Genomic DNA, 20564 nt, shown 5'->3' with positions numbered 1-20564 from the left:
GTTACCCGCGCTCACCGTACCGCCGGGGCGCCGGGAAAGATCCGACCGTGGGCGGATCTGCGGCGTGCCGCACCGGACTAGCGTGAGACGAGCGGTTCCGGCGACGAGGGGGAAATACGGTGGACAGCACGACGATCGCGCGGCAGTGCAGCCTGTGCGAGGCGCACTGCGGGATTCTGGTCACGGTCGAGGACACGCGGGTCACCCGCATCGAGGGCAATCCGGACGACGTACTGTCGCGCGGCTACCTGTGCCCCAAGGCCACCGCCCTCGGCGCCCTGCACCACGACCCCGACCGGCTGCGCACCCCGATGCGGCGGGTCGGCGAGCGCTTCGAGCCGATCGGCTGGGACGAGGCGTTCCGCGAGATCGGACAGCGGTTGCGGGCCGTGCGGGCCGCGCACGGACCCAGCGCCATCGGCATGTACATGGGCAATCCGGCCGCGCACAGTTCTTCGGTGCTCTACGGGGCGGCGCTGCGGGTCGCGCTGCTGACCAGGAACTTCTTCTCGGCGTCCTCGATCGACCAGTTCCCGCAGGAGTTCGTGGCGTGGCGGATGTTCGGCGCCAATGTGCTCATGCCGGTGACCGACATCGACCGCACCCACCGTCTGGTGGTGCTCGGCGCCAATCCGGCGGTGTCCAACGGCTCGATCACCACCATGCCGGGCGCCAAACAGCGCATCAAGGACGTCCGTCGCCGCGGCGGCACGGTGGTCGTGATCGACCCGCGCCGCACCGAGACCGCCCGCCTGGCCGACGAGCACGTGGCCGTGCGCCCCGGCGGCGACCTGTATCTGCTGCTGGGGATGCTGCACGTGCTCGTCACCGAGGAACTCTGCGACGAGCGGGCCGTCCGGGCGCAGTGCGCGGGCTGGGACGACATCACCGCTCTGGTCGCCGACACCACCCCGGAGCGGATGGCGCCGCACGCGGGCGTCGACGCCGAGACCATCCGTCGCCTGGCCCGCGACCACGCCGCGGCCCCCTCGGCGGTGCTCTACGCCCGGCTCGGGGTGTGTCTGCAGGTCACCGGGACGCTCACGCACTGGCTGGTGAACACGATCAACGCCGTCACCGGCAATCTCGACCGCCCCGGCGGCCAGATGTTCGCCACCCCACTCGTCGACGCCCTCCGCTTCGGTAAATACCTGCCCATGGGCTACGGCGCCTGGACCGACCGGTCCGGCACGCACAAGTCCTTCCGCACCGAACTGCCCGCGACGGTCCTGGCCGACGAGATCCGCACCGAGGGCCCCGGCCAGATCAAGGCGATGATCACCTATGCGGGCAACCCGGTGCTCTCGACCCCGCAGGGCGGACGGCTCGACGCGGCGCTGGCTTCACTGGATTTCTATGTCGCCGTCGACATGTACGTCACCGAGACCACCCGGCACGCCGACATCATCCTGCCGCCGGTCTCGCCGCTCGAACGCGAGGAACTCGATGTGGTGTTCCCGGTGTTCAGCGTCCGCAACAACGCCCGCTTCGACGCCAGGGTCTTCGAACCACCGGCCGACGGGCTCGAGGACTGGCAGATCCTGGCCCGCCTGATCACCGAACTGGTGCCCCTGCCCGCGCGCCGGTTCACCGGCCGCGCGCTCACCGGCCTGTTCGACCAGCTCAGCCCGCTGCGGCTCACCGCGGCGGCGGTGGCGGCCGGTCCGTACGGCATCCTGCGGCGCGGCCGCCAGGGCCTGACCATCGACCGGATCCGCCGCGCCTCCGGCGGCATCGATCTCGGCCCGCTGCGCCCCCGGCTGCGCGCACTGATCGGCACCCGCGACCGCAAGGTCCAGTTGGCACCGGCGGATTTCCTCACCGCCACCCGCCAGGCCCTGGCCACCGTGGACGCCCCCGCCGACGGCTACGACCTCCAGCTCATCGGCCGACGTCACCTGCGCAGCAACAACTCCTGGTTGCACAACATCGAGTCCATGGTCAAGGGCCGCGACCGCTGCACGGTGCTCGTGCACCCCGACGACGCCGCCGCGCGCGGACTCACCGACGGCGCGGCCGCCACCGTGGAATCCGACGCGGGCGCGATCGTGGTGCCGGTGGAGATCAGCGCCGACATCCGGCCCGGCGTGGTGGCGATCCCGCACGGCTGGGGGCATCGCGAACCGGGCGTCGGGTGGACCGTCGCGGCCGCGCACGGCGGCGCGAACGTCAACCTGCTGCACGACCCGGCCCGCACCGATGTGCTCAGCGGCGCGGCCGCGGTCAACAGCACCCGGGTGCGGGTCTCTCCGGCGACGCCCGAATCCGGCGTGGCGGCAACGGTTTCCGCCGTCGCCGCGCCGTGAATCCGGGCGTCGGGCCGCTCAGCGGAAACGGATGTCGGCGGTGGCCAGACCGAAGATCTTGCGCCCGCCGGACTTGGCCACGATCAGGATGACCGCGCTGCGGTTCTCGGGATCGAGGGACTTCACCTTGCCGGTGAACTCGACCTCGCCGCCCTGCTCGCGATCGACGACGGTGTAGTTCGACAGCCGCACGCCGTAGCGGGTGACCGCGCCGGGATCGCCCGACCAGGACGAGAGGAACCCGGCGCCCAGGCCCATGGTGAGCATGCCGTGGGCGATGATGTCGGGCAGCCCGGCCAGCCCGGCGACGCGCTCGTCCCAGTGGATGGGGTTGTTGTCGCCGGAGACACCGGCGTAGTTGACCAGGTCGCCGCGGGTGAGCTTGGCATCGCGCAGCGTCACCTCGGCGCCGACGGTGAGGTCGTCGAACGACAGCGTGGTGCCGGGGGTGCGGGTCGACCCGGCGGTGGACAGCCGCAGCTCGCCCTCGGGACGCAGCGGCACCTGTCCGCCGTCGTCGACGGGCTCGGCGGCGCGGCCGAACATGCTCACCCCGTGCACCATGATGTTCTCCACCGCGGTGGTGATGGCCGGGTCCACTTCCTCCCCGGTGACGCCGACGACCGTGGTGTGCATGACGTGCACGGTCTCGCCGAGTTCGTCGGTGAAGGTGTTGGTGACCGTGATCAGGTCCTTGCCCGCGATCCGGCGCACCGAGGACAGCTCCACATCGGTGATCAGCCGGTCCCCGGCGACGATCGGCTTGTGCTGCTCGAAGACCTGCTCGGTCTGCACGAAGGTGTCGTAGCCGACCACGACGGTCTCGAACAGCTTCCGGTTGGCCGCCATCGCGGGGATGGAGACGAAGGTCAGCGGGGCGACCAGGCCCCGGTAGCCGAGCGCGAGGGCGGCGTCCTCGTCCCAGTGCGCCGGATGGTAGTCCTGGACCGCCCTGGCGTACTCGCGGACCTTCTCCCGGCCCACTTCGTACGTGCCGTCCATCCGGTAGTAGTGCCCTACCTTCGACGTGATATCGGGTGCATCGACCACCGCATTCACCGTGAAACCAACCTTTGTTCGAGGAACGGACTCCGGCAGGATAGCGGCCCCGCGCGGCCGGGGCGCGGAGAGCGGACACAACTCGTCGGCCGAAAACCTTCCCAACTTCTCTGGAATCAGTCATAATCTGGAATGTGTCCAGTAAGTCGGAATTCGAGCAGATGCTCCGCGCGGCCTCGCTGCGCGTCACCGCGCCGCGCCTGGCGGTCCTCACCGCGGTGCATCACCAGCCCCATGCCGAAACCGACGCCATCATCAGCCGGGTCAGGGATTCCCTCGGCACGGTGAGCCAGCAGGCCGTCTACGACGTGCTGCGGGTTCTCACCGACGCGGGCCTGCTCCGGCGGATCCAGCCCATGGGCACTGTCGCCCGATACGAGACCCGTGTCGGTGACAACCATCATCACCTGGTGTGCCGATCCTGTGGCGTGATCGTCGATATCGACTGTGCCGTCGGCGACGCGCCCTGTCTGACCGCGCCCGATGACCGAGGTTTCGTCATCGACGAGGCCGAGGTCATCTATTGGGGCCTGTGCCCCGACTGCTCGTCATCACGATCACTGCCCTGAAAGGAATCACCGTGCCCGAGGAACACCCACCCATCGCGGAAGCCAACACGGAACCGGGTGAAAGTGGTTGCCCCGTAGCGTCGCATCGCCCCTTCGCCGCCGCCGACGCGCGCGGCAGCAATGCCGACTGGTGGCCCCATCAGCTCAATCTCTCGATCCTGCAGAAGAACCCGCCGGTGGCCAACCCGTTCGGCGCCGACTTCGACTACGCCGCCGAATTCGCCACCCTCGACCTGGCCGAGGTCAAGGCCGACATCGAACAGATCATGACCACCTCGCAGCCCTGGTGGCCCGCCGACTTCGGCCACTACGGCCCGCTGTTCATCCGGATGGCCTGGCACTCGGCGGGCACCTACCGCGTGGGCGACGGCCGCGGCGGCGCGGGCGCCGGTCTGCAGCGCTTCGCCCCGCTCAACAGCTGGCCCGACAACGCCAGCCTGGACAAGGCGCGCAGGCTGCTGTGGCCGGTGAAGAAGAAGTACGGACGCAAACTGTCCTGGGCCGACCTCATCGTCTACACGGGCAATGTGGCGCTGGAGTCGATGGGTTTCCAGACCTTCGGCTTCGGCGGCGGTCGCGTGGACGCCTGGGAGCCGGAGGAGGACGTCTACTGGGGCCCGGAGCGCACCTGGCTCGGCGACGAGCGCTACACCGGTGAGCGCAGTCTGGAACGTCCGCTCGCGGCCGTGCAGATGGGTCTGATCTACGTCAATCCCGAAGGGCCCAACGGCAATCCGGACCCGATCGCCGCCGCGATCGACATCCGCGAGACCTTCGCCCGGATGGCGATGAACGACGAGGAGACCGCCGCGCTCATCGCCGGTGGCCACACCTTCGGCAAGACCCACGGCGCCGGTCCGGCCGATCACGTCGGCCCCGAACCCGAGGGCGCCCCGCTCGAGGAGCAGGGCCTGGGCTGGAAGAGCGGCTTCGGTAGCGGTGTCGGCGCGGACGCGATCACCTCGGGCCTGGAGGGCATCTGGACGCCCACCCCGACCGCCTGGGACAACAGCTTCCTCGAGACCCTCTACGGCTACGAGTGGGAACTGAGCAAGAGCCCGGCGGGCGCGCACCAGTGGATCCCCAAGGGCGGCGCCGGGGCGGGCACCGTGCCCGACCCCTTCGATCCGGACAAGAAGCAGACCCCGGTCATGCTCACCACCGACCTGTCGCTGCGGGTCGACCCGATCTACGGACCGATCACCCGGCGCTGGCTGGAGAACCCGGCCGAATTCGCCGACGCCTTCGCCCGCGCCTGGTACAAGCTCACCCACCGTGACATGGGCCCGGTCGCCCGCTACCTCGGTCCGCTGGTGCCCGCCGAGGAACTGCTCTGGCAGGACCCGATCCCGGCGCGCACCGGTGAGCTCATCGGCGACAGCGACATCGCCGGGCTCAAGAGCCTGATCCAGGCTTCGGGGCTCAGTGTCGCCCAGCTGGTCACCACCGCCTGGGCCGCGGCCGCCTCGTTCCGGGGCAGCGACAAGCGCGGTGGCGCCAACGGTGGCCGCCTGCGCCTGCAGCCGCAGGCGGGCTGGGAGGTCAACCAGCCCGACGAGCTCGCGCAGGTGATCCGGGTGCTCGAGGGCATCCAGGACACATTCAACGGGGCCGGGGGCGCGCAGGTGTCCTTCGCCGACCTGGTCGTGCTGGGCGGCGTCGTCGGTGTCGAACAGGCCGCGCAGGCCGCCGGGTTCCCGGTGACCGTGCCGTTCACGCCGGGCCGTACCGACGCCACCCAGGAGCAGACCGACGTCGAGTCGTTCGCGGCGCTGGAGACCCCGGCCGACGGTTTCCGCAACTACCTCGCCAAGGACGCCCAGATCCCGGCGGAGTACCTGCTCGTCGACAAGGCGAACCTGCTCACCCTGAGCGCGCCGGAGATGACCGTGCTCGTCGGCGGTCTGCGGGTGCTCGGCGCGAACCACCAGCAGTCGTCGCTGGGCGTGTTCACCGACCGGCCGGGCACCCTGACCAACGACTTCTTCGTCAACCTCCTGGACATGGGCACCGAATGGGTGCCCTCGGCCGGAGACGAGAACGTCTACGAGGGTCGCGACCGCACCACCGGTGCGGTCACCTGGACCGGCAGCCGGGTCGACCTGGTGTTCGGCTCGAACTCGCAGCTGCGGGCCGTGGCCGAGGCGTACGCCACCGACGACGCGAAGGAGAAGTTCGTCCACGACTTCGTCGCCGCGTGGACCAAGGTGAGCGAACTGGACCGGTTCGATCTGGTCCGCTAGCCCGCTGACGACGAAACACCCGGTGACTCCTGAGGGGCCACCGGGTGTTTCGCGTCGAGGAACCGTCAGGCGGTGCCGGACTCGGCCAGCTCGGCCAGACGGTCCACCGACGCCCGCAGCTTGTCGGCGGTGGTGGCCTTGGCCCGCACCTGGCGCAGCTCGTCGTGCAGCTCGGTCCAGTCGTAGGTGTGGGTCACCCGGGTGTGGGTGTCGTCGATCGGCTCGAGCTCCCAGCGCCACAGGTGTCCGGGCGGGGTCTTGTCGCGCTCGGACGGGTTCCACGCGATGCGACGGCCCTCGACGAACTCGACGATGTGGTTGTCGCGGTCGGCGCCGTTGGTGAGGGTGGTGGTGAACACGTCACCGGCGGCGCGCACACGCTGGCCCGCGACCGCCTCGGCGAGGTTGTCGTTGCCGTCCCAGCGCGGCTGCTGGGCGGGGTCGGCGATCAGTTCGAAGATCGTGGCGGCACTGGCCGCGACCTCGCGGGACGCGTGGACGATGCGGGGGACGTCGATGGTTTCGGTCACCCGGGCGATGCAACCAGCGCCCCGGCCACCCCGCAACCTTTCGGCTCGAGCGCGCGCCTAACTCGTGCGATACACCGCGAAGACCGGAATCACCCGGTCGGTCTTCTCGCGGTACTCGGCGAAACCGGGCAGCAGCTCGACCATCCGGTCGAACAGTGCCGTGCGCTCGGGATCGTCGACGAGTTCGGCCTTGCCGGTGTAGGTCTCGCCGGGCACCTCCACGGTGAGCACCGGATCGGCGAGCAGGTTGTGGTACCAGGCCGGATGCTTGTCGGCGCCGCCGTTGGAGGCGATCAACACGATCCGGTCGCCGTCGGGCAGGAAGACCAGCGGGTTGGTGATCGCGCGACCCGACTTCGCGCCGGTGGTGGTGATGACCACCATGTTGTCGCGGCCCTCGAACGGGCCGCCCACCCGGCCTCCGGTAGCCCGGAACTCGGCGATCACCTGGTCGTTGAATGTGCTCATACCGGTCGCCAACGCGGCGCCCGCGTCGCGCATTCCCCGCCGTCCTCGGCATATGCGCCGAGGTAGTGAGGTCCTCTAACGTTCAGGGGTGCTTGGACATTCACACGCGACGAGTGGCGCGCTGGCCTGGGCGGGGACCGCCGCGGCCCTGCCTCTCACCGTCGCCGCTTTCCCCCTGTTCGACAGCGAGACCACACGATTCGGGATCGCCGAGCTGATCATGGGCACCCTGCTCACCGCGGGCGCGGCCCTGCTGCCCGACGCCGATCATCCGAGCGGGACGATCTCGCACGTGCTGGGCCCGGTGACACATCACCTGTGCCGCTTCATCTCCTGGATCTCCGGCGGCCACCGACACGGCACCCATTCCCTGCTGTTCGTGGTCGCCGCCGTCGGAGCCACCTGGGCGGGCGAGCACTGGCTCGGTCGGCCTTTCACCCTGAGCCTGGTGTTCTTCCTACTGGCGCTGGCCGTGCGTTCGCTGCACCTGTGTCCGCCCGGCAAGAGCCTGCGCACCTACGGCACCGTCATCGTGCTGGCCTCGGCGGGCACCTTCGCCGTGGACCACTGGATCGTCGACCGGCCCGCCTGGCTGCCGATCTGCGTCGGCCTCGGCTGTCTGGCCCATCTGCTCGGCGACTGTCTCACCGATCGCGGCTGCCGCCTGCTGTGGCCCTTCCCCTTCCGCACCCGCATCCCGCTCATCGAACGCACCGGCAATCGCGTCGAGACCTGGGTCATCTCCCCGCTGTTCGTGGCCGGGGCGTGCGGCGCGCTCTGGTACGCGATCGTCCACCACGTGTGATCCCTTGCGCGGCAAGGACGGCGGGCTCCCCCGTCCTTGCCGTTCTTTTTCCTGGGGGCTCGAGATGCGCATACATGTTCTAATGCGCATATCCGAGTATCAGCATGTTGTTTGTGATCGGTCCCGCCGGATCTCGCGCCGGTCGCTCATCGCTCCCAAATCCCCACCGAACTCCCCGCTTTTCAGTGCACAGTTGTACTCTCAAACTCGTGACGGAGCAGCTCCCCCAATCCCAGGCCGAGGTACAGGCACTCACGCGGCTGGCCGGTGACGAGTTCGTCGGCGCGGTCGATGGGATCGCGGCCATCCACCGGGCCATCTCCGACCGCGTCTTCGCGGCGGTGCGGACCGGGGTGGGCGTGGCCGCCGATCCGGTGAAGGTCGTGCACGACGCGATCACCGACAGCGTGTACGCGGTGGTCGGCGGGACCGGATTCGTGGTGGGCGAGGTGGCCAGCGCGGTGCAGGTCCCGGGTGTGCCCGCGCCGTCGCGCACGGTGTGGGGCGCGGGCGTCCTCGCCGCGTTGCAGGGCCTCATCGGCGACGCGCTCGAGGAGCAGGCCCCGATCCTGGCCTCCCCCATGACCATTCGCGTCGACGGCGCGCCCGTGCCGCCCGAACAACTGCCCACGCACCTCACCGTGCCGACCTCCCGGCTGGTCGTGTTGGTCCACGGGCTGGTGGAGACCGAACACGCCTGGGGACTCGGCGGCAGGCCCGCCTACGGGGAACTGCTCGAGGAGGACCTCGGCTACACGCCCGTCTACGTGCGGTACAACACCGGCCTGCACATCTCCGAGAACGCCGCCCAACTCGCCGACCTGCTCGACCGGCTGGTCGCGCACTGGCCGCTGCCGGTGCACGAGATCTGCCTGATCGGGCATTCGATGGGCGGGCTGGTCGCCCGGGGCGCGTGCCATCTGGCCGAGCGACAGCAGGCGCAGTGGGTGCGCGCGGTCCGGCAGGTGGTCTGCCTGGGTTCGCCGCATCTGGGTGCCCCGCTGGAGCAGATCGCGCACTACGCCGCCGCCGCGTTCGACCTGCTCCCCGAGACCCGGCCGCTGGGTTCCCTGCTGCGCAGGCGCAGCGCGGGGATCCGTGACCTGCGCCAGGGCTCGCTGGTCGACGAGGACTGGCGTGATCTCGACGCCGACGCCCTGCGCGCCCGCGCCGTGCAGGAGGTGCCGCTGCTCGCGCACGCCGACCACTACTTCGTCACCGCGACGATCACCCGCAGCCCCCGCCATCCCGTCGGCCGCGTCATCGGTGACGGCCTGGTCCTCGGTGGCAGCGGCTCCGGCCGGGGCCGCACCCGCCGGATCGCCCTGGACGGGGTGAACGGTCTGCACGTCCCCTCGGCCCATCATTTCAGCCTGCTCAACCACGAGGCGGTCTATCGCGCGCTGCGCGAGTGGCTGTCGAGCGCCCCCCGCAGAGCGGCCCGGGTGGATACGCTGTGGCCATGACTCTCGACCACGGCGACCCCGGCGACGCACCCGCCATCCCGCTGCCGACCACTCCCCTGGCCAACGAGGCGCAGCCCTCGGCCGCCGAGGAGGCCAGAACCATCGCGGCGGCGACCAATATCGGCACGCTGGCCAGCCTCACCGCCGACGGGGCGCCGTGGGCCTCGTTCATCACCTACGGCCTGCTCGACGGCGCTCCGGTGCTGAGCGTCTCGCGGCTGGCCGAGCACGGCCGCAATCTGGCCGCCGATCCGCGCGCCAGCATCGCCGTCGTCACCCCGGACATTCCGGCGGACCCGCTGGCGGGCACCAGGATCACCCTGGCCGGAGTGGTGGAACGGCCCATGGGCGCCGAGGCCGAGGCGGCGCGCGCCGCGCATCTGGCGGCGATCCCCGCGGCCCGCTACTACATCGACTACAGCGACTTCACCCTGTGGGTGCTGCGGGTCCAGCGGGTGCGCTGGGTCGGTGGCTACGGTCGGATGGATTCGGCCTCGGCGGCGGAATACCTGGCGGCGGAGGCCGATCCGATCGTCCCGAAGGCGGCGCCGGGCATCGCCCACCTCAACGCCGATCACGCCGACGCGCTGCTGGCGATGGCCCGGCACCTGGGCGGTTTCCCCGACGCCACCGCCGCGAGTTGCGAGCGCGCCGACCGCTACGGACTCCAGCTACGCGTCGAGACACCGCGCGGCGTGGCGCGGACCCGGGTCGGCTACGCCCAGCCGCTCACCGAGATCGGTGAACTCCGTGCGGCGACGGTCGAATTGGCCAAGCTGGCCCGCGCCGCGAGCTGACGCGACGCCGGGCGCTCAGACCCAGAGCGCGGCGACGAGCACATTGAGGATGGCCAGCCCGCCCGCGGCGTCGGTCATCCAGTCGGCTCGCTCGCCGCGCTTGGCGTCGGCCCGCGCGATCTCGGCGAACGCGCAGACCACCACGGCGATCGCGAGCTTCACCGCCAACTTGGTGGTGTTCGGATCCTTGCCCAGCGAATCCACCCCGGAGGCCAGCCCCGCCAGCACGATGCCGGTGATCAGCTGAGCGCGCGCACCCCAGACCATCAACTCCGAGACGGCGGGACGCCCGGCGACATAGCCACCCACCACGGCGGCCATCCCGAGCAGATGCGTGACAACCACCAGGTTGTAAACGAAATCCATGAACGCCGAGCGTAGTAGAGACGAAAGCGGCCGGTACCCGAAGGCACCGGCCGCTTTCCGACGAACTTCCGTGGGGGTGAACTACACCTGCGCGTCCAGCAGATGCGAGTCCTTGCGGACGCCGAAGGCGGTGATGATCTCCATGATGCCGATGATGATCAGGAAGATGCCGACCACCAGCACCAGGGTCGCGACGGAGCTGATCGGCCACACGATCAGCACCACACCGGCGATGGCACTGAGCAGACCGTAGAAGATCTGCCAGCCGCGCCCGGGCACGCCCTTCTCGGCGATGGCGGCGAACAGCATCGCCACGCCACGGAACAGCCAGCTGATGCCGATGAACAACCCCAGCAGCACGATCGAGGTGAGGTCGTCGCGGAAGCAGAACACACCGATGATCAGCGACAGCACACCACTGATGAAGGAGAGCACCCGGAAGCTGGTGCTGGGCAGGTGGGTGAAGGCGGCGATCAACTGGAAGATGCCACTGACCACCATGTAGATGCCGAACAGCACGCCCGCCACGAGCAGCGACGGACCGGGCCAGACCAGGACGATGATGCCGAGCACCACCGCGAGGAGGCCGGTGACCAGAATCGTTTGCCAGGTCTTCTTGGCAAGAGCCGCGATTGGACTCTCCAACACGGTATTTGTCGTCATGACGAGATGTTATGCCCGGTCGCTCTGGTTTTCCCGATATTAGCTGCAGCCGTGATCGTGTCGCGACCGCCGCGACGGCGACGACGGCCACACCTGCACGAACGTTTGGTGCGCACAGCCGCCGGGTAGCACCAAGAAGTGTCGGTTGTACTCGTGCTGCAAGCTCGGGGCCTCGGCGATCTCCTCGCCGCGGTCCCGGCTCTGCGTGCCCTGCGCCGGGCCGAACCACGCAGCCGGATCATCCTGGCTGCCCCGCATCGGCTCGAGCGCATCGTCGACCTGATCTCCTCGGTCGACGAACTGGTCCCCACCGCCGATCCGGCCGCCCTCATCTGGGACGGCCCCGCCCCCGAACTGGCGGTGAACCTGCACGGCCCCGACGGCGGGAGCGCGCGGGCCCTGGCCGACACGGGCGCCGCGCGCATCATCGGCCACCGCACCCCCGAGTTGCCGAAGCTGGCGGGCCCCCGCTGGGATCCGGACGTGCACGTGGTGGACCGCTGGTGCAAGCTGCTCGAATTCGAGGGCATCGCCGCCGATCGCCGCAACCTCGGTCTGGTTCCCCCGGTGGCCTCGATCAGCCGCCGCGACTGCGTGGTCGTGCACATCGGCGCGGGCGCGCCCGCCCGGCGCTGGCCACCGGAACGCTTCGCCGCGGTGGTCCGGCACCTCCTGGTACTCGGCCGCGGTGTCGTGCTCACCGGCGACCCGTTCGAACGCGAGATCGCCAGGGAAGTGGCCGCCCAGGCGGGCCTGCCCGACGATCGCGTGCTGGCGGGCAGGCAGAACCTCACCGATCTGGCCGCGACCGTCGCCGAGGCCGCGCTGGTGATCAGCGGCGACACCGGCGTCGCGCACCTGGCCACGGCGTTCGGCACCAGGACCGTGCTGCTGTTCGGCCCCACCCCGCCGCGCCGCGGCGGACCACCCGCGCATCTGCTGGGCAGGCACGCGGTGCTGTGGGCCGGGCAGGTCGGCGACCCCGACGCCCGCACCCCCGACAGCGGCCTGCTGCGCATCGGCGTGCCCGAGGTGCTCGCGGCGGTCGACGCGCAGCTCGACAAACAGGACTGGGCCGAATCGACCAAGTCCTCCCGTTATCGCCGGGTGGGCTGAGCGGGGAAACCGCCGGTGGCGTCGCGCAACGCGGCGGCGTGGGCGGCCAGGGCACTGGGCCAGAACTGCTCTAGATAGTCGCGGGCGTCGCTGAGCCCACGGGGGTCCAGGGAGTAGAGGTGGCGGTTGCCGTCGCGACGCATGGCCACCAGATGCGCCGCACGCAGCACTTTCAGGTGCTGGGAGGCGGCCGAACTGGTGATCCCGGTGGCGGCGGCGAGCTCGGCCACCGACCGCGCGCCCGAGGGCAGTGCCTCGAAGATCGCGCGTCGAGTGGGGTCCGACAGCGCGGTGATGGCCCGAACTCCGTTAGCGTCCACTGAATCAGTGTGCGCCGTTTCCGCAGGTCCGGCAATGATCTTGGACTTCGCGCATTTCCCCCGGTCGTCATCGGAATGACGACAGTTCGTTATATGCTCGTTATAGATCAACTGGGGTTATAGCGGTTCGTGATCGCAGCCACAGGATTCGCCGCCGAGGTCACGGCTTCGATACGTTCGAGACATGTTCGTGACCAACCCGTTATCTGCTCGCGTCTCCGACGCCTTCGCCGGTCGCTGGGGAGGCGTTGTCGCGGGTGCGGTGGCCCTGTCCGCGCTCGTCGGCACCTCCGTCGCCACCTTCGGCGACCACGAGACCCCGGCTCCCACCACCATCGCGGCCAGCAGCACCGAGGCCGTCGCCCAGGGCCAGTCGCCCTACCGTTTCACTTCGTACACGCCCGCCGAGGCCCAGGGCCCGCAGGGCCAGGCCCCCGCGTCGGCTCCGATCGCCTGGGAAGAGCACCGCGAAGCGGTCGCGCTGCCCCTGCCGGAGATTCCGTTCATCGCGCCGCGGCCGCACACCGTGCGCCCCGTGAACGGTCGACTGACCTCGTACTTCGGTGCCCGCTGGGGTGCCGCGCACAACGGCATCGACTTCGGCGATCCGATCGGCGCGCCGATCTTCGCCGTCACCGACGGTACCGTCATCGAGACCGGTCCCGCCACCGGCTTCGGCCTGTGGGTCCGCGTCCAGCAGGACGACGGCACCATCGGCGTGTTCGGTCACGTCAACGAGATCCTCGTCCAGACCGGCCAGCAGGTGAAGGCGGGCGACGTCATCGCCACCGTCGGCAACCGTGGCAACTCCACCGGCCCCCACCTGCACTACGAGGTGCACGTGCCGGACGGCTCGCTCTACGGCGCCCCGATCGACCCCCACCCGTGGCTCGCCGCCCGTGGCGTCGACGCCGGTGTGGCCCAGGACTGACGCTCGATCAGGAACTCCCGTAACCGCGCGACCGCGAGTGTCGGCCGATGGTCTCCCGAGACCAGGCCGATCTCGCGGTCGCGTTCGCCATCGATGGGCACGACCGCCAGGTCCGGTTGCGGCACCTCCGCCACGGGCAACAGCGCCACCCCCAGGCCGAGGGCGACCAGCGCCCGCACGGTCTCGAACTCGGTGATCTCGAACTGCACCCGCGGGGTGAAGCCCGCCTCGGCGCACCAGCTGTCGAGCAGCGCGCGCAGGTGGTAGCTCGGCGGGTTGGCGATGAACGCCGCGTCGGCGAGTTCGGCCAGCGCGATCCGGGTGCGCGTGGCCAGCGGATGCGTGCGCGCCACGTGCAGTGCGATGCGCTGACGGCCCAGGTCGACGGAGGGCAGGTCGGTCGGCGGCGGGATCATCACCGCCAGGTCGAGTCGGCCGTCGCGGACCTGCTCGGCCAGTTCCTCGCCGTGGGCTTGCACCAGGTGCAGGCGGACACGGGGTGCGCGGGTGTGGAACTGAGCCAGCAGCGACGGGATGCTCACCGGGCCCAGGGTGAGCGGGAAACCGAAGCGGACCAGCCCGCTGTCGGGGTCGGCGTCGGCGCGCACCCGGCGCACCGCGTCGTCGAGGGCACGGACCACGCCGCGCGTGTGTTCGTGCAGGTCGCGGCCCTGTGGTGTCAGCGTGACGCCGCGTCCGACCGGCTGGAACAGCGCCACCCCGAGTGCCTGCTCGAGCGCGCGGATCCGGCGGCTCAGTGACGACTGCGGCATCCCGAGCCGCTGCGCCGCCCGGGTGAAGTGGCCGTCGGTGGCCGCGGCGTCGAAGGCGGCCAGCAGCGGTGCCAGCGCCTGCGCGCCCGGGTCCCCCGAATCATCCATATCCGGATCATATCCCCGTGGATTACGTGTTGGACGGATCGCTCCGGTCGGCGTGACGATGGTCGGACATCGCACACGGGAGGTTTTCGATCATGACCGCTACGACACCCACCGCGCGTGAGTCCGCCGAGGTTCTCGACGCCGTCCTCATCGGCGGCGGCATCATGTCGGCCACGCTCGGCGCGCTGTTGAGCACGCTGGCGCCGGACTGGTCGATCGCGCTGTTCGAGCGGCTCGGCGAGCCGGGCGCGGAGAGCAGTCATCCGTGGCACAACGCGGGCACCGGGCATTCCGGGCTGTGCGAGCTGAACTACATGCCCGACCCGACCGACGGCACCCGCGCGGCGGCGATCGCGGCGCAGTTCGCGCTCTCGCGCCGGTTCTGGTCGGCGCTGGCGCATCGCGACGTCCTCGATCCCGAGCACTTCCTCACCGCGACACCGCACGTCACCGTGGTGTTCGGCGAGCGCGATATCGCCTACCTGCGGCAGCGTCACGCCACACTGCGCGTGCTGCCGGAGTTCGCCGGGCTCGACTACACCGAGGACCGCGCGGTGATCGCCGAGTGGGCGCCGCTGCTGGTGCGCGGCCGCGCGGAGGACGAACCGATGGCGGCCACCCGGCACACCGCGGGCACCGATGTCGACTTCGGCGCGCTGACCCGCGCCTTGCTGTCGAGCGTGACCGACGCGGGCAATGCCGTGCGCCTGCGTCGCGAGATCACCGGGCTGCGGCGCGAGGCGGACGGCCTGTGGACGGTGCGCGGGCGCGATCTCGACAGCGGGCGCCGGTTCACCGTGCGCACCCGCTTCGTGTTCGTCGGCGCGGGTGGGTACGCGCTGCGGTTGCTGCAACGAGCGAAACTGCCGGAGGTGCGTGGGTACGGGGTGTTCCCGCTGGGCGCGCAGTTCCTGCGGACCGACAATCCGGCGGTGGTGGCCGAGCACCGGGCCAAGGTCTACAGCCAGGCCGACCTCGGGGCACCGCCGATGTCGGTGCCGCATCTGGACCGGCGCGAGGTCGACGGCTCGGGTGCGCTGCTGTTCGGTCCGTACGCCACCTTCAGCACCCGATTGCTGCGCTACGGCAAGCTCACCGATCTGTTCACCACCCTGCGGCCGCACAACATCGTGCCACTCGCCGCCGCCGGACTGCGGAATCTGAGCCTGGTGCGCTACCTGGTCGGTCAGCTCCTCGCCTCGCCACGACGCAAGTTCGCGCAGCTCCAGCGCTTCTACCCGACCGCCGACCCCGCCGACTGGGAACTGGTCCAGGCGGGGCAGCGCGCCCAACTGGTCAAGCCCGACCCGCGCCACGGTGGCGTGCTCGAGTTCGGCACCGAACTGGTCACCGGTGCCGACGGCACCATCGCGGGATTGCTCGGGGCCTCGCCCGGCGCCTCGATCGCGCCCGCGATCATGCGCGAGCTGCTCGACCGATGCTTCCCGCGGCGGCGCCACGAGTGGGCACCGCTGCTCGCGCACCTGCTCCCCGAGGACACCGTCGGCCGGTGACCGACGGTCAGCGGGCCGCCCGCAGCGCGCCGAGCAGGCGATGGCTGCGGGCGGCCATCTCGGCGGCGGTCTGTTCGGGATGACGCAGCCACCACAGCACCAGGGAGGTCACCGCGCCCATCCACACATCGGTCAGCGCGGACAGATCGGTCGGGTCGGTGATGTCCACAGCGGCGATGGCGTCGGCGACCCCGCGCGCGGCCTGCGCGGCGATGCGTCTGCGCGCGGCGCGGGAAGCGTCGGCGACCGGGCCGTCGTCGGGGTGGGAGCGATCGAACAGAACCGTCCAGTCGTGCGGGCGCGGCTGCAACGCCGCGAAGATCGCGTCGAGGGTCCGCTCGGCCTTGGACAGGCCGCCGGGGCCGGTGATCGCGACCTCGATCGCGTCGTAGAGCACCGTGGCCGCGCGCTCGACGCAGGCGATGTAGAGCCCGTCCTTGGACTGGAAATAGGTGTAGACCAGCGGTTTGGACACCCCGGCCCGCGCCGCGACCTCGGCCAGCGACAGACCCGCGTAGCCCACGCGACCGATCTCGGCCACGGCCACATCGAGGATCTGCTGTTCGCGTTCGGGACGCGGGACACCCTTGGTTCCGGCTGTGCTCACCGGTCCATCCAACCATCGGTGGCCCCCGCCGTTGACTCGCACCTGACGCCTTTGTAATTTACTTATTAGTCAATTAACCGCGTCGCCATCCGACAGGAGTCCCCCGTGTTCGCCGAACTCGCCCAATCGGTGTTGCTCAACCCGCCCGCGCTCCCCCGCGCGCTGGCCCGGCTCGTGCTCGGCGAGCGGCACGAGATCGCGGGCAAGACCGTGGTGCTCACCGGCGCGTCCTCCGGTGTCGGCAAAGCCGCCGCGCACGCGCTCGCGCGTGAAGGCGCCCGGGTGATCCTGGTGGCCCGCACCCCCGAGCCGCTGACCGCGGTCCGCGACGCCGTCCGCGCCGAGGGCGGCGAGGTCGAGCTGATCACCTGCGATCTCGCCGACGCCGAACAGACCGACGAACTGGTCAAGACCCTGCTCGAGCGGTACGACCGGATCGACGTGCTGGTCAACAACGCGGGCCGGTCCATCCGGCGCGGCGCGGCGCAGGCCACCGACCGCTTCCACGACTACGAGCGCACCATGGCGCTGAACTACTTCGGCGCCGCGCGGCTCACCATGGGTCTGCTGCCGTCCATGCTCGAGGCGGGTGACGGGCACGTCGTCAATGTGGCGACCTGGGGAGTGGCGGCCGGGTCGATGCCGCTGTTCACCGCCTACCACGCGTCCAAGGCAGCCCTCGGCGCGTTCGGGCGCAGCCTCGGGGCAGAGACCAGGGCGCGCGGCGTGCACGTCACCACGCTGGGGTTCCCGCTGGTGCGCACCGAGATGATCGCGCCCACCGGCAAATACGCCGACGCGGCGGCGCTGTCGGCCGAGGACGCCGCCGCCTGGATCCTCACCGCCCTGCGCACCCGCCCGATCGAGCTCTATCCGCGCTACACCCGGGTGTTGCAGACGCTGGCCACGATCTCGCCGCGCGCGGTCGACGCCGCCATCTGGCGCATGGGGATCTGACCCCTAGAACCCGGGTAAGGCCGACCCCCTACCCGGGTACGGGCGGGTATCCCGCACCGCAGCGGGAGGTGTTGGGGCACACCGGATTCCTACCGTCTAACCATGGCGACGATGGACTTCCCCCGCTCTGTTCCCCGCTTCCGATTCGCGACCGCGCGCTCGCGCGACGGGATCCCCTGGCACCTGCCGCTGCTGGCGAACGTCGCGGTGATGACCGCGCTCGTGCTGGTGTCGACGATCGGCATGCTCGTCGACGATCGGGAACTGCTCGGCGAGTCCGTGTGGCTCAAACCGGCCAAGTTCGGTCTCGCGTTCGCCGTCTACGGGCTGACCCTGGCCTGGATCCTGCGGTTGCCGCATCGCGGCCGCCGTGTCACCTCGTGGCTGGGCACGATCATCGCGGTCACCGGGATCGCCGATGTGGGGTTCATCGCGCTCCAGGCCGCGCGCGGCACGTTCAGTCATTTCAACACCGCCACCGATCCGGTGAATCGGATCGGTCAGCAGGTGTTCGCCTCCGGGGTGCCCGGCCTGTTCTTCGCGACTCTCGTGCTGGCGCTGATCATCTCGTGGCAGAAGCTCGCCGACCGGCCGACCCGGATCGCGCTCAAGGCCGGGCTCTGGCTGGCGGTGACCGGCATGGTGCTGGGCTATCTGATGGGTTTCACCGGGCCGCAGCTGGTCCGGCAGGCCGACGGCACCGTGGTCGGTCTGATGGCGGGCCACACCGTTCGCCCCGACGCCGCGCCCGATGCCGCGCGCGACGGGATCGGCGCGATGCCGATCACCCACTGGAGTACCACCGGTGGTGATCTGCGCATTCCGCATTTCGTCGGCCTGCACGGTATCCAGGTGCTGCTCGTGCTCGCGGTCGTCCTGGCGGCGCTGGCTCCGCGTCATCGCTGGTTGCGCGCCGAGACGACCCGCGCCGCGCTGCTCGGCGTCGCGGTGATCGGCTACTTCGGGCTGCTCACCCTGACACTCTGGCAGGCCCTGCGCGGGCAGCCGCTCACCGCGCCGGACCCGGCGACGCTGGGCGCGGTGGCGGCGATCGTGCTGTTCCTCGGCGGTGGGGCCACGGCGGTGTACCTGCGCGCACGGTCCGACGACGATCGGGTCGCGGCCTGACCCGCGCCGGGGCGCCGACTCGGCATGACGGTCAGCGCAGCCGCTCGGCCTCGCGCGCGAGCTGGACCAGGGTGGCGCTGAGCTGGGCGAGTTCGCCCGCGTCGGCGCCCTCCCCGACCGCGGTCGCCACGTCCTCGGCGGCGCACCGCGCGGCGAACCACCGATCCGCCAGATCCGCGACCTCCTGTGCCGAGAGCACCACCGCGTCCTCGGGAATCCCCGTTCCCTTCAGACTGCTCCGGTGCTCATAGGCCCGCTGCCTGCACGACTGGCGGCAATACCGGCGACGACGACCCGATTCCGAATCCACGATCTCCCGCCCACACCACTGGCAGGACAGCAGGCGACTGCGCGACATGCTGCGAAACCCTAGCCGCCCGCCCCCCGATCCGCCGCGCAGGTCTCGCTCAGCGGGCAACGACTACAATGGAACAGTTCGGACTTCGCACACGTTGGACGTAGTACACAGCCACGTTCTCGGCCCGCCTCGATTCTGGACTGACCGAAGGGTGCGACGAAGGAGTGCCCGTAGGGAGGGAAGAATCGAGGCCCCCGGGGGCCGAGAACACGCGGCGCCAGCCGCCAAACAATACAGGAGCACACATGGCAGATCGCGTACTCCGAGGCAGTCGGCTCGGAGCGGTGAGCTACGAGACCGATCGCGACCATGACCTGGCCCCGCGCCGGATCGCCCGTTACCGCACCGACAACGGTGAGGAGTTCGACGTCCCGTTCGCCGACGACGCGGAGATCCCCCCGACCTGGCTGTGCCGTAACGGCCAGGAGGGTCAGCTCATGGAGGGCACCTCGGTGGAGACCAAGAAGGTCAAGCCGCCGCGGACGCACTGGGACATGCTGCTGGAGCGTCGCAGCAAGGAAGAGCTCGAGGAGCTGCTCAAGGAGCGCCTCGACCTGCTCAAGACCCGCCGTCGCGGGTAGCGGAGAGAATAGATACGCCGAAGGCCGCCTCCCGATCGGGAGGCGGCCTTCGGCGTTGTCGGGCTAGTGGCTGGCGACCTTGCGGTATTGCAGGAGCGCGGCGGGCATGGCGACGGCGAGGATGACCAGCGAGCAGATCACCGCGTAGAGCACGCAGTGGTCGGCGGGCCAGCCGGTGGGGGTGCCGAAGCTGGGTGGTGAGTCGTTCTCGAACAGCTTGCGGCCCGCCGCCGAGACGGCGGTGATCGGATTCCATTCGGCGATGGTGCGCAGCGGGCCGGGCAGGGTCTGGGCGGAGATGAACGCCGAGGAGATGAACGACAGCGGGAACATCCAGATCAGGCCCGCGCTCTGGGCCACCTCGACCGTCGGTGAGATGAGGCCGGTGAGCGCGCCGACCCAGGACATGGCGAAGGCGAACAGCAGGATGATGCCGAAGGCCAGTGCCGCGTCGGCGACGCTGCCATTGATCCGCCAGCCCACGATGTAGCCGCAGATCACCATCACCCCGAGGCTGAGGATGTTGACCACCAGGTCCGAGAGGGTGCGGCCCATCAGCACCGCCAGCCGCGACATCGGCAGCGTGCGCATCCGGTCGATGATGCCCTTCTGCAGGTCACCGGCCAGGCCGACGGTGGTGAAGGCGGCGTTGAAGGCGACGGTCTGGGTGAAGATGCCCGCCAGCAGGAATTCGCGGTACTGGTCGCCGCCGAGGGAGGCGCCGAAGATGTAGGCGAACAGGAACACGAACATCAGCGGCTGCACGGTGGCCGTCACCAGCAGGGTCGGCACGCGCAGGATGGTCAGCAGGTTGCGGTAGGCCACGATCCCGCTGTCGCGCAGGAAGCGGGCACGCGGCTGCGCGTCGACGGGCACCGAGGGGCGCGGGGTCGACGGCT

Annotated in this window: 22 protein-coding genes; 12 read left to right on the top strand and 10 right to left on the bottom strand. The window is 70.3% G+C overall.

The features are described 5' to 3' along the window. The first annotated feature begins 119 nt into the window (after positions 1 to 119). On the top strand, positions 120 to 2306 hold the full coding sequence (locus QC180_RS27205; protein ID WP_278265687.1) for a molybdopterin-dependent oxidoreductase: 2187 nt from the start codon (positions 120 to 122) through the stop codon (positions 2304 to 2306). Between the two features lie 18 nt (positions 2307 to 2324). Here QC180_RS27205 and QC180_RS27200 read toward each other — a convergent pair whose 3' ends face one another. Continuing rightward, entirely contained in the window at positions 2325 to 3365 is a 1041-nt protein-coding gene (locus tag QC180_RS27200; protein ID WP_278265686.1) for a fused (3R)-hydroxyacyl-ACP dehydratase subunits HadA/HadB, read from the bottom strand. Positions 3366 to 3499: 134 nt separating this feature from the next. On the opposite strand from QC180_RS27200, the gene QC180_RS27195 reads away from it, so the two are divergent. Both QC180_RS27195 and katG read left to right on the top strand, forming a co-directional pair. Beyond that, a complete protein-coding gene (locus tag QC180_RS27195; RefSeq protein ID WP_278265685.1) occupies positions 3500 to 3934 on the top strand; it encodes a Fur family transcriptional regulator in 435 nt (144 codons plus the stop codon). Between the two features lie 11 nt (positions 3935 to 3945). Next, positions 3946 to 6177: a catalase/peroxidase HPI gene (katG, locus tag QC180_RS27190; RefSeq protein ID WP_278265684.1), complete on the top strand. Its 2232-nt coding sequence runs from the start codon at positions 3946 to 3948 to the stop codon at positions 6175 to 6177. Positions 6178 to 6242: 65 nt separating this feature from the next. On the opposite strand, the gene QC180_RS27185 is transcribed toward katG, so the two are convergent. Together QC180_RS27185 and QC180_RS27180 are read right to left on the bottom strand one after the other, a co-directional pair. Then, positions 6243 to 6707 carry an SRPBCC family protein gene (locus QC180_RS27185; protein ID WP_278265683.1) on the bottom strand — a complete coding sequence of 155 codons (465 nt, stop codon included), beginning with the start codon at positions 6705 to 6707 and terminating at the stop codon, positions 6243 to 6245. Between the two features lie 57 nt (positions 6708 to 6764). After that, positions 6765 to 7175: a nitroreductase family deazaflavin-dependent oxidoreductase gene (locus QC180_RS27180; RefSeq protein WP_278265682.1), complete on the bottom strand. Its 411-nt coding sequence runs from the start codon at positions 7173 to 7175 to the stop codon at positions 6765 to 6767. A gap of 88 nt (positions 7176 to 7263) precedes the next feature. Here QC180_RS27180 and QC180_RS27175 point away from each other — a divergent pair, with 88 nt between their 5' ends. The 3 genes from QC180_RS27175 to QC180_RS27165 all read left to right on the top strand — a co-directional run bounded on the left by QC180_RS27175 (position 7264) and on the right by QC180_RS27165 (position 10243). Beyond that, positions 7264 to 7980: a metal-dependent hydrolase gene (locus QC180_RS27175; RefSeq protein ID WP_278265681.1), complete on the top strand. Its 717-nt coding sequence runs from the start codon at positions 7264 to 7266 to the stop codon at positions 7978 to 7980. A 209-nt stretch (positions 7981 to 8189) separates the two neighbouring features. After that, complete coding sequence (locus QC180_RS27170) at positions 8190 to 9446, top strand: lipase family alpha/beta hydrolase (RefSeq protein ID WP_278265680.1); 1257 nt, start codon at positions 8190 to 8192, stop codon at positions 9444 to 9446. After that, entirely contained in the window at positions 9443 to 10243 is an 801-nt protein-coding gene (locus QC180_RS27165) for a HugZ family pyridoxamine 5'-phosphate oxidase (protein ID WP_278265679.1), read from the top strand. Before QC180_RS27170 ends, QC180_RS27165 begins: the two co-directional genes overlap by 4 nt. A 15-nt stretch (positions 10244 to 10258) precedes the next feature. Here the strand turns inward: QC180_RS27165 and QC180_RS27160 are convergent, their stop codons facing one another. Next, positions 10259 to 10609 (bottom strand): hypothetical protein, encoded by a 351-nt coding sequence (locus QC180_RS27160; RefSeq protein WP_278265678.1) that lies wholly within the window; start codon positions 10607 to 10609, stop codon positions 10259 to 10261. An 81-nt stretch (positions 10610 to 10690) separates the two neighbouring features. Continuing rightward, positions 10691 to 11272: an HdeD family acid-resistance protein gene (locus tag QC180_RS27155; RefSeq protein WP_278265677.1), complete on the bottom strand. Its 582-nt coding sequence runs from the start codon at positions 11270 to 11272 to the stop codon at positions 10691 to 10693. Between the two features lie 138 nt (positions 11273 to 11410). On the opposite strand from QC180_RS27155, the gene QC180_RS27150 reads away from it, so the two are divergent. Further along, a complete protein-coding gene (locus QC180_RS27150; protein ID WP_278265676.1) occupies positions 11411 to 12388 on the top strand; it encodes a glycosyltransferase family 9 protein in 978 nt (325 codons plus the stop codon). Here QC180_RS27150 and QC180_RS27145 read toward each other — a convergent pair. Then, entirely contained in the window at positions 12370 to 12708 is a 339-nt protein-coding gene (locus tag QC180_RS27145; protein ID WP_278265675.1) for an ArsR/SmtB family transcription factor, read from the bottom strand. The two genes, QC180_RS27150 and QC180_RS27145, sit on opposite strands and share 19 nt — an antisense overlap. A gap of 184 nt (positions 12709 to 12892) precedes the next feature. Here QC180_RS27145 and QC180_RS27140 point away from each other — a divergent pair, with 184 nt between their 5' ends. After that, positions 12893 to 13639 carry a M23 family metallopeptidase gene (locus tag QC180_RS27140; protein WP_278265674.1) on the top strand — a complete coding sequence of 249 codons (747 nt, stop codon included), beginning with the start codon at positions 12893 to 12895 and terminating at the stop codon, positions 13637 to 13639. On the opposite strand, the gene QC180_RS27135 is transcribed toward QC180_RS27140, so the two are convergent. Next, on the bottom strand, positions 13567 to 14520 hold the full coding sequence (locus QC180_RS27135) for a LysR family transcriptional regulator (RefSeq protein ID WP_278265673.1): 954 nt from the start codon (positions 14518 to 14520) through the stop codon (positions 13567 to 13569). The genes QC180_RS27140 and QC180_RS27135 overlap by 73 nt on opposite strands. Positions 14521 to 14612: 92 nt before the next feature. Here QC180_RS27135 and mqo point away from each other — a divergent pair, with 92 nt between their 5' ends. Next, the gene (mqo, locus tag QC180_RS27130) at positions 14613 to 16034 is read left to right on the top strand and encodes a malate dehydrogenase (quinone) (protein WP_278265672.1); all 1422 of its coding nucleotides are present in this window, start codon (positions 14613 to 14615) and stop codon (positions 16032 to 16034) included. A 7-nt stretch (positions 16035 to 16041) separates the two neighbouring features. On the opposite strand, the gene QC180_RS27125 is transcribed toward mqo, so the two are convergent. Continuing rightward, positions 16042 to 16641, bottom strand: coding sequence for a TetR/AcrR family transcriptional regulator (locus QC180_RS27125; protein WP_278265671.1), 600 nt, complete (start codon positions 16639 to 16641; stop codon positions 16042 to 16044). A 105-nt stretch (positions 16642 to 16746) separates the two neighbouring features. Here QC180_RS27125 and QC180_RS27120 point away from each other — a divergent pair, with 105 nt between their 5' ends. Beyond that, positions 16747 to 17598: an SDR family oxidoreductase gene (locus QC180_RS27120; RefSeq protein WP_278265670.1), complete on the top strand. Its 852-nt coding sequence runs from the start codon at positions 16747 to 16749 to the stop codon at positions 17596 to 17598. 102 nt (positions 17599 to 17700) lie between these two features. After that, positions 17701 to 18726 carry a hypothetical protein gene (locus tag QC180_RS27115; protein ID WP_278265669.1) on the top strand — a complete coding sequence of 342 codons (1026 nt, stop codon included), beginning with the start codon at positions 17701 to 17703 and terminating at the stop codon, positions 18724 to 18726. Between the two features lie 31 nt (positions 18727 to 18757). On the opposite strand, the gene QC180_RS27110 is transcribed toward QC180_RS27115, so the two are convergent. Next, entirely contained in the window at positions 18758 to 19084 is a 327-nt protein-coding gene (locus QC180_RS27110) for a hypothetical protein (RefSeq protein ID WP_278265668.1), read from the bottom strand. A 245-nt stretch (positions 19085 to 19329) separates the two neighbouring features. Between QC180_RS27110 and QC180_RS27105 the strand changes: the two genes are divergently transcribed. After that, complete coding sequence (locus QC180_RS27105; RefSeq protein ID WP_067453486.1) at positions 19330 to 19665, top strand: RNA polymerase-binding protein RbpA; 336 nt, start codon at positions 19330 to 19332, stop codon at positions 19663 to 19665. A 63-nt stretch (positions 19666 to 19728) separates the two neighbouring features. On the opposite strand, the gene QC180_RS27100 is transcribed toward QC180_RS27105, so the two are convergent. After that, a complete protein-coding gene (locus tag QC180_RS27100) occupies positions 19729 to 20508 on the bottom strand; it encodes an ABC transporter permease (RefSeq protein ID WP_474646551.1) in 780 nt (259 codons plus the stop codon). Positions 20509 to 20564 lie beyond the last annotated feature (56 nt).

This window comes from Nocardia anocheti (genome assembly GCF_029675105.1).
Classification (GTDB): domain Bacteria; phylum Actinomycetota; class Actinomycetes; order Mycobacteriales; family Mycobacteriaceae; genus Nocardia.
This window is presented reverse-complemented; position numbering and strand designations above follow the sequence as displayed.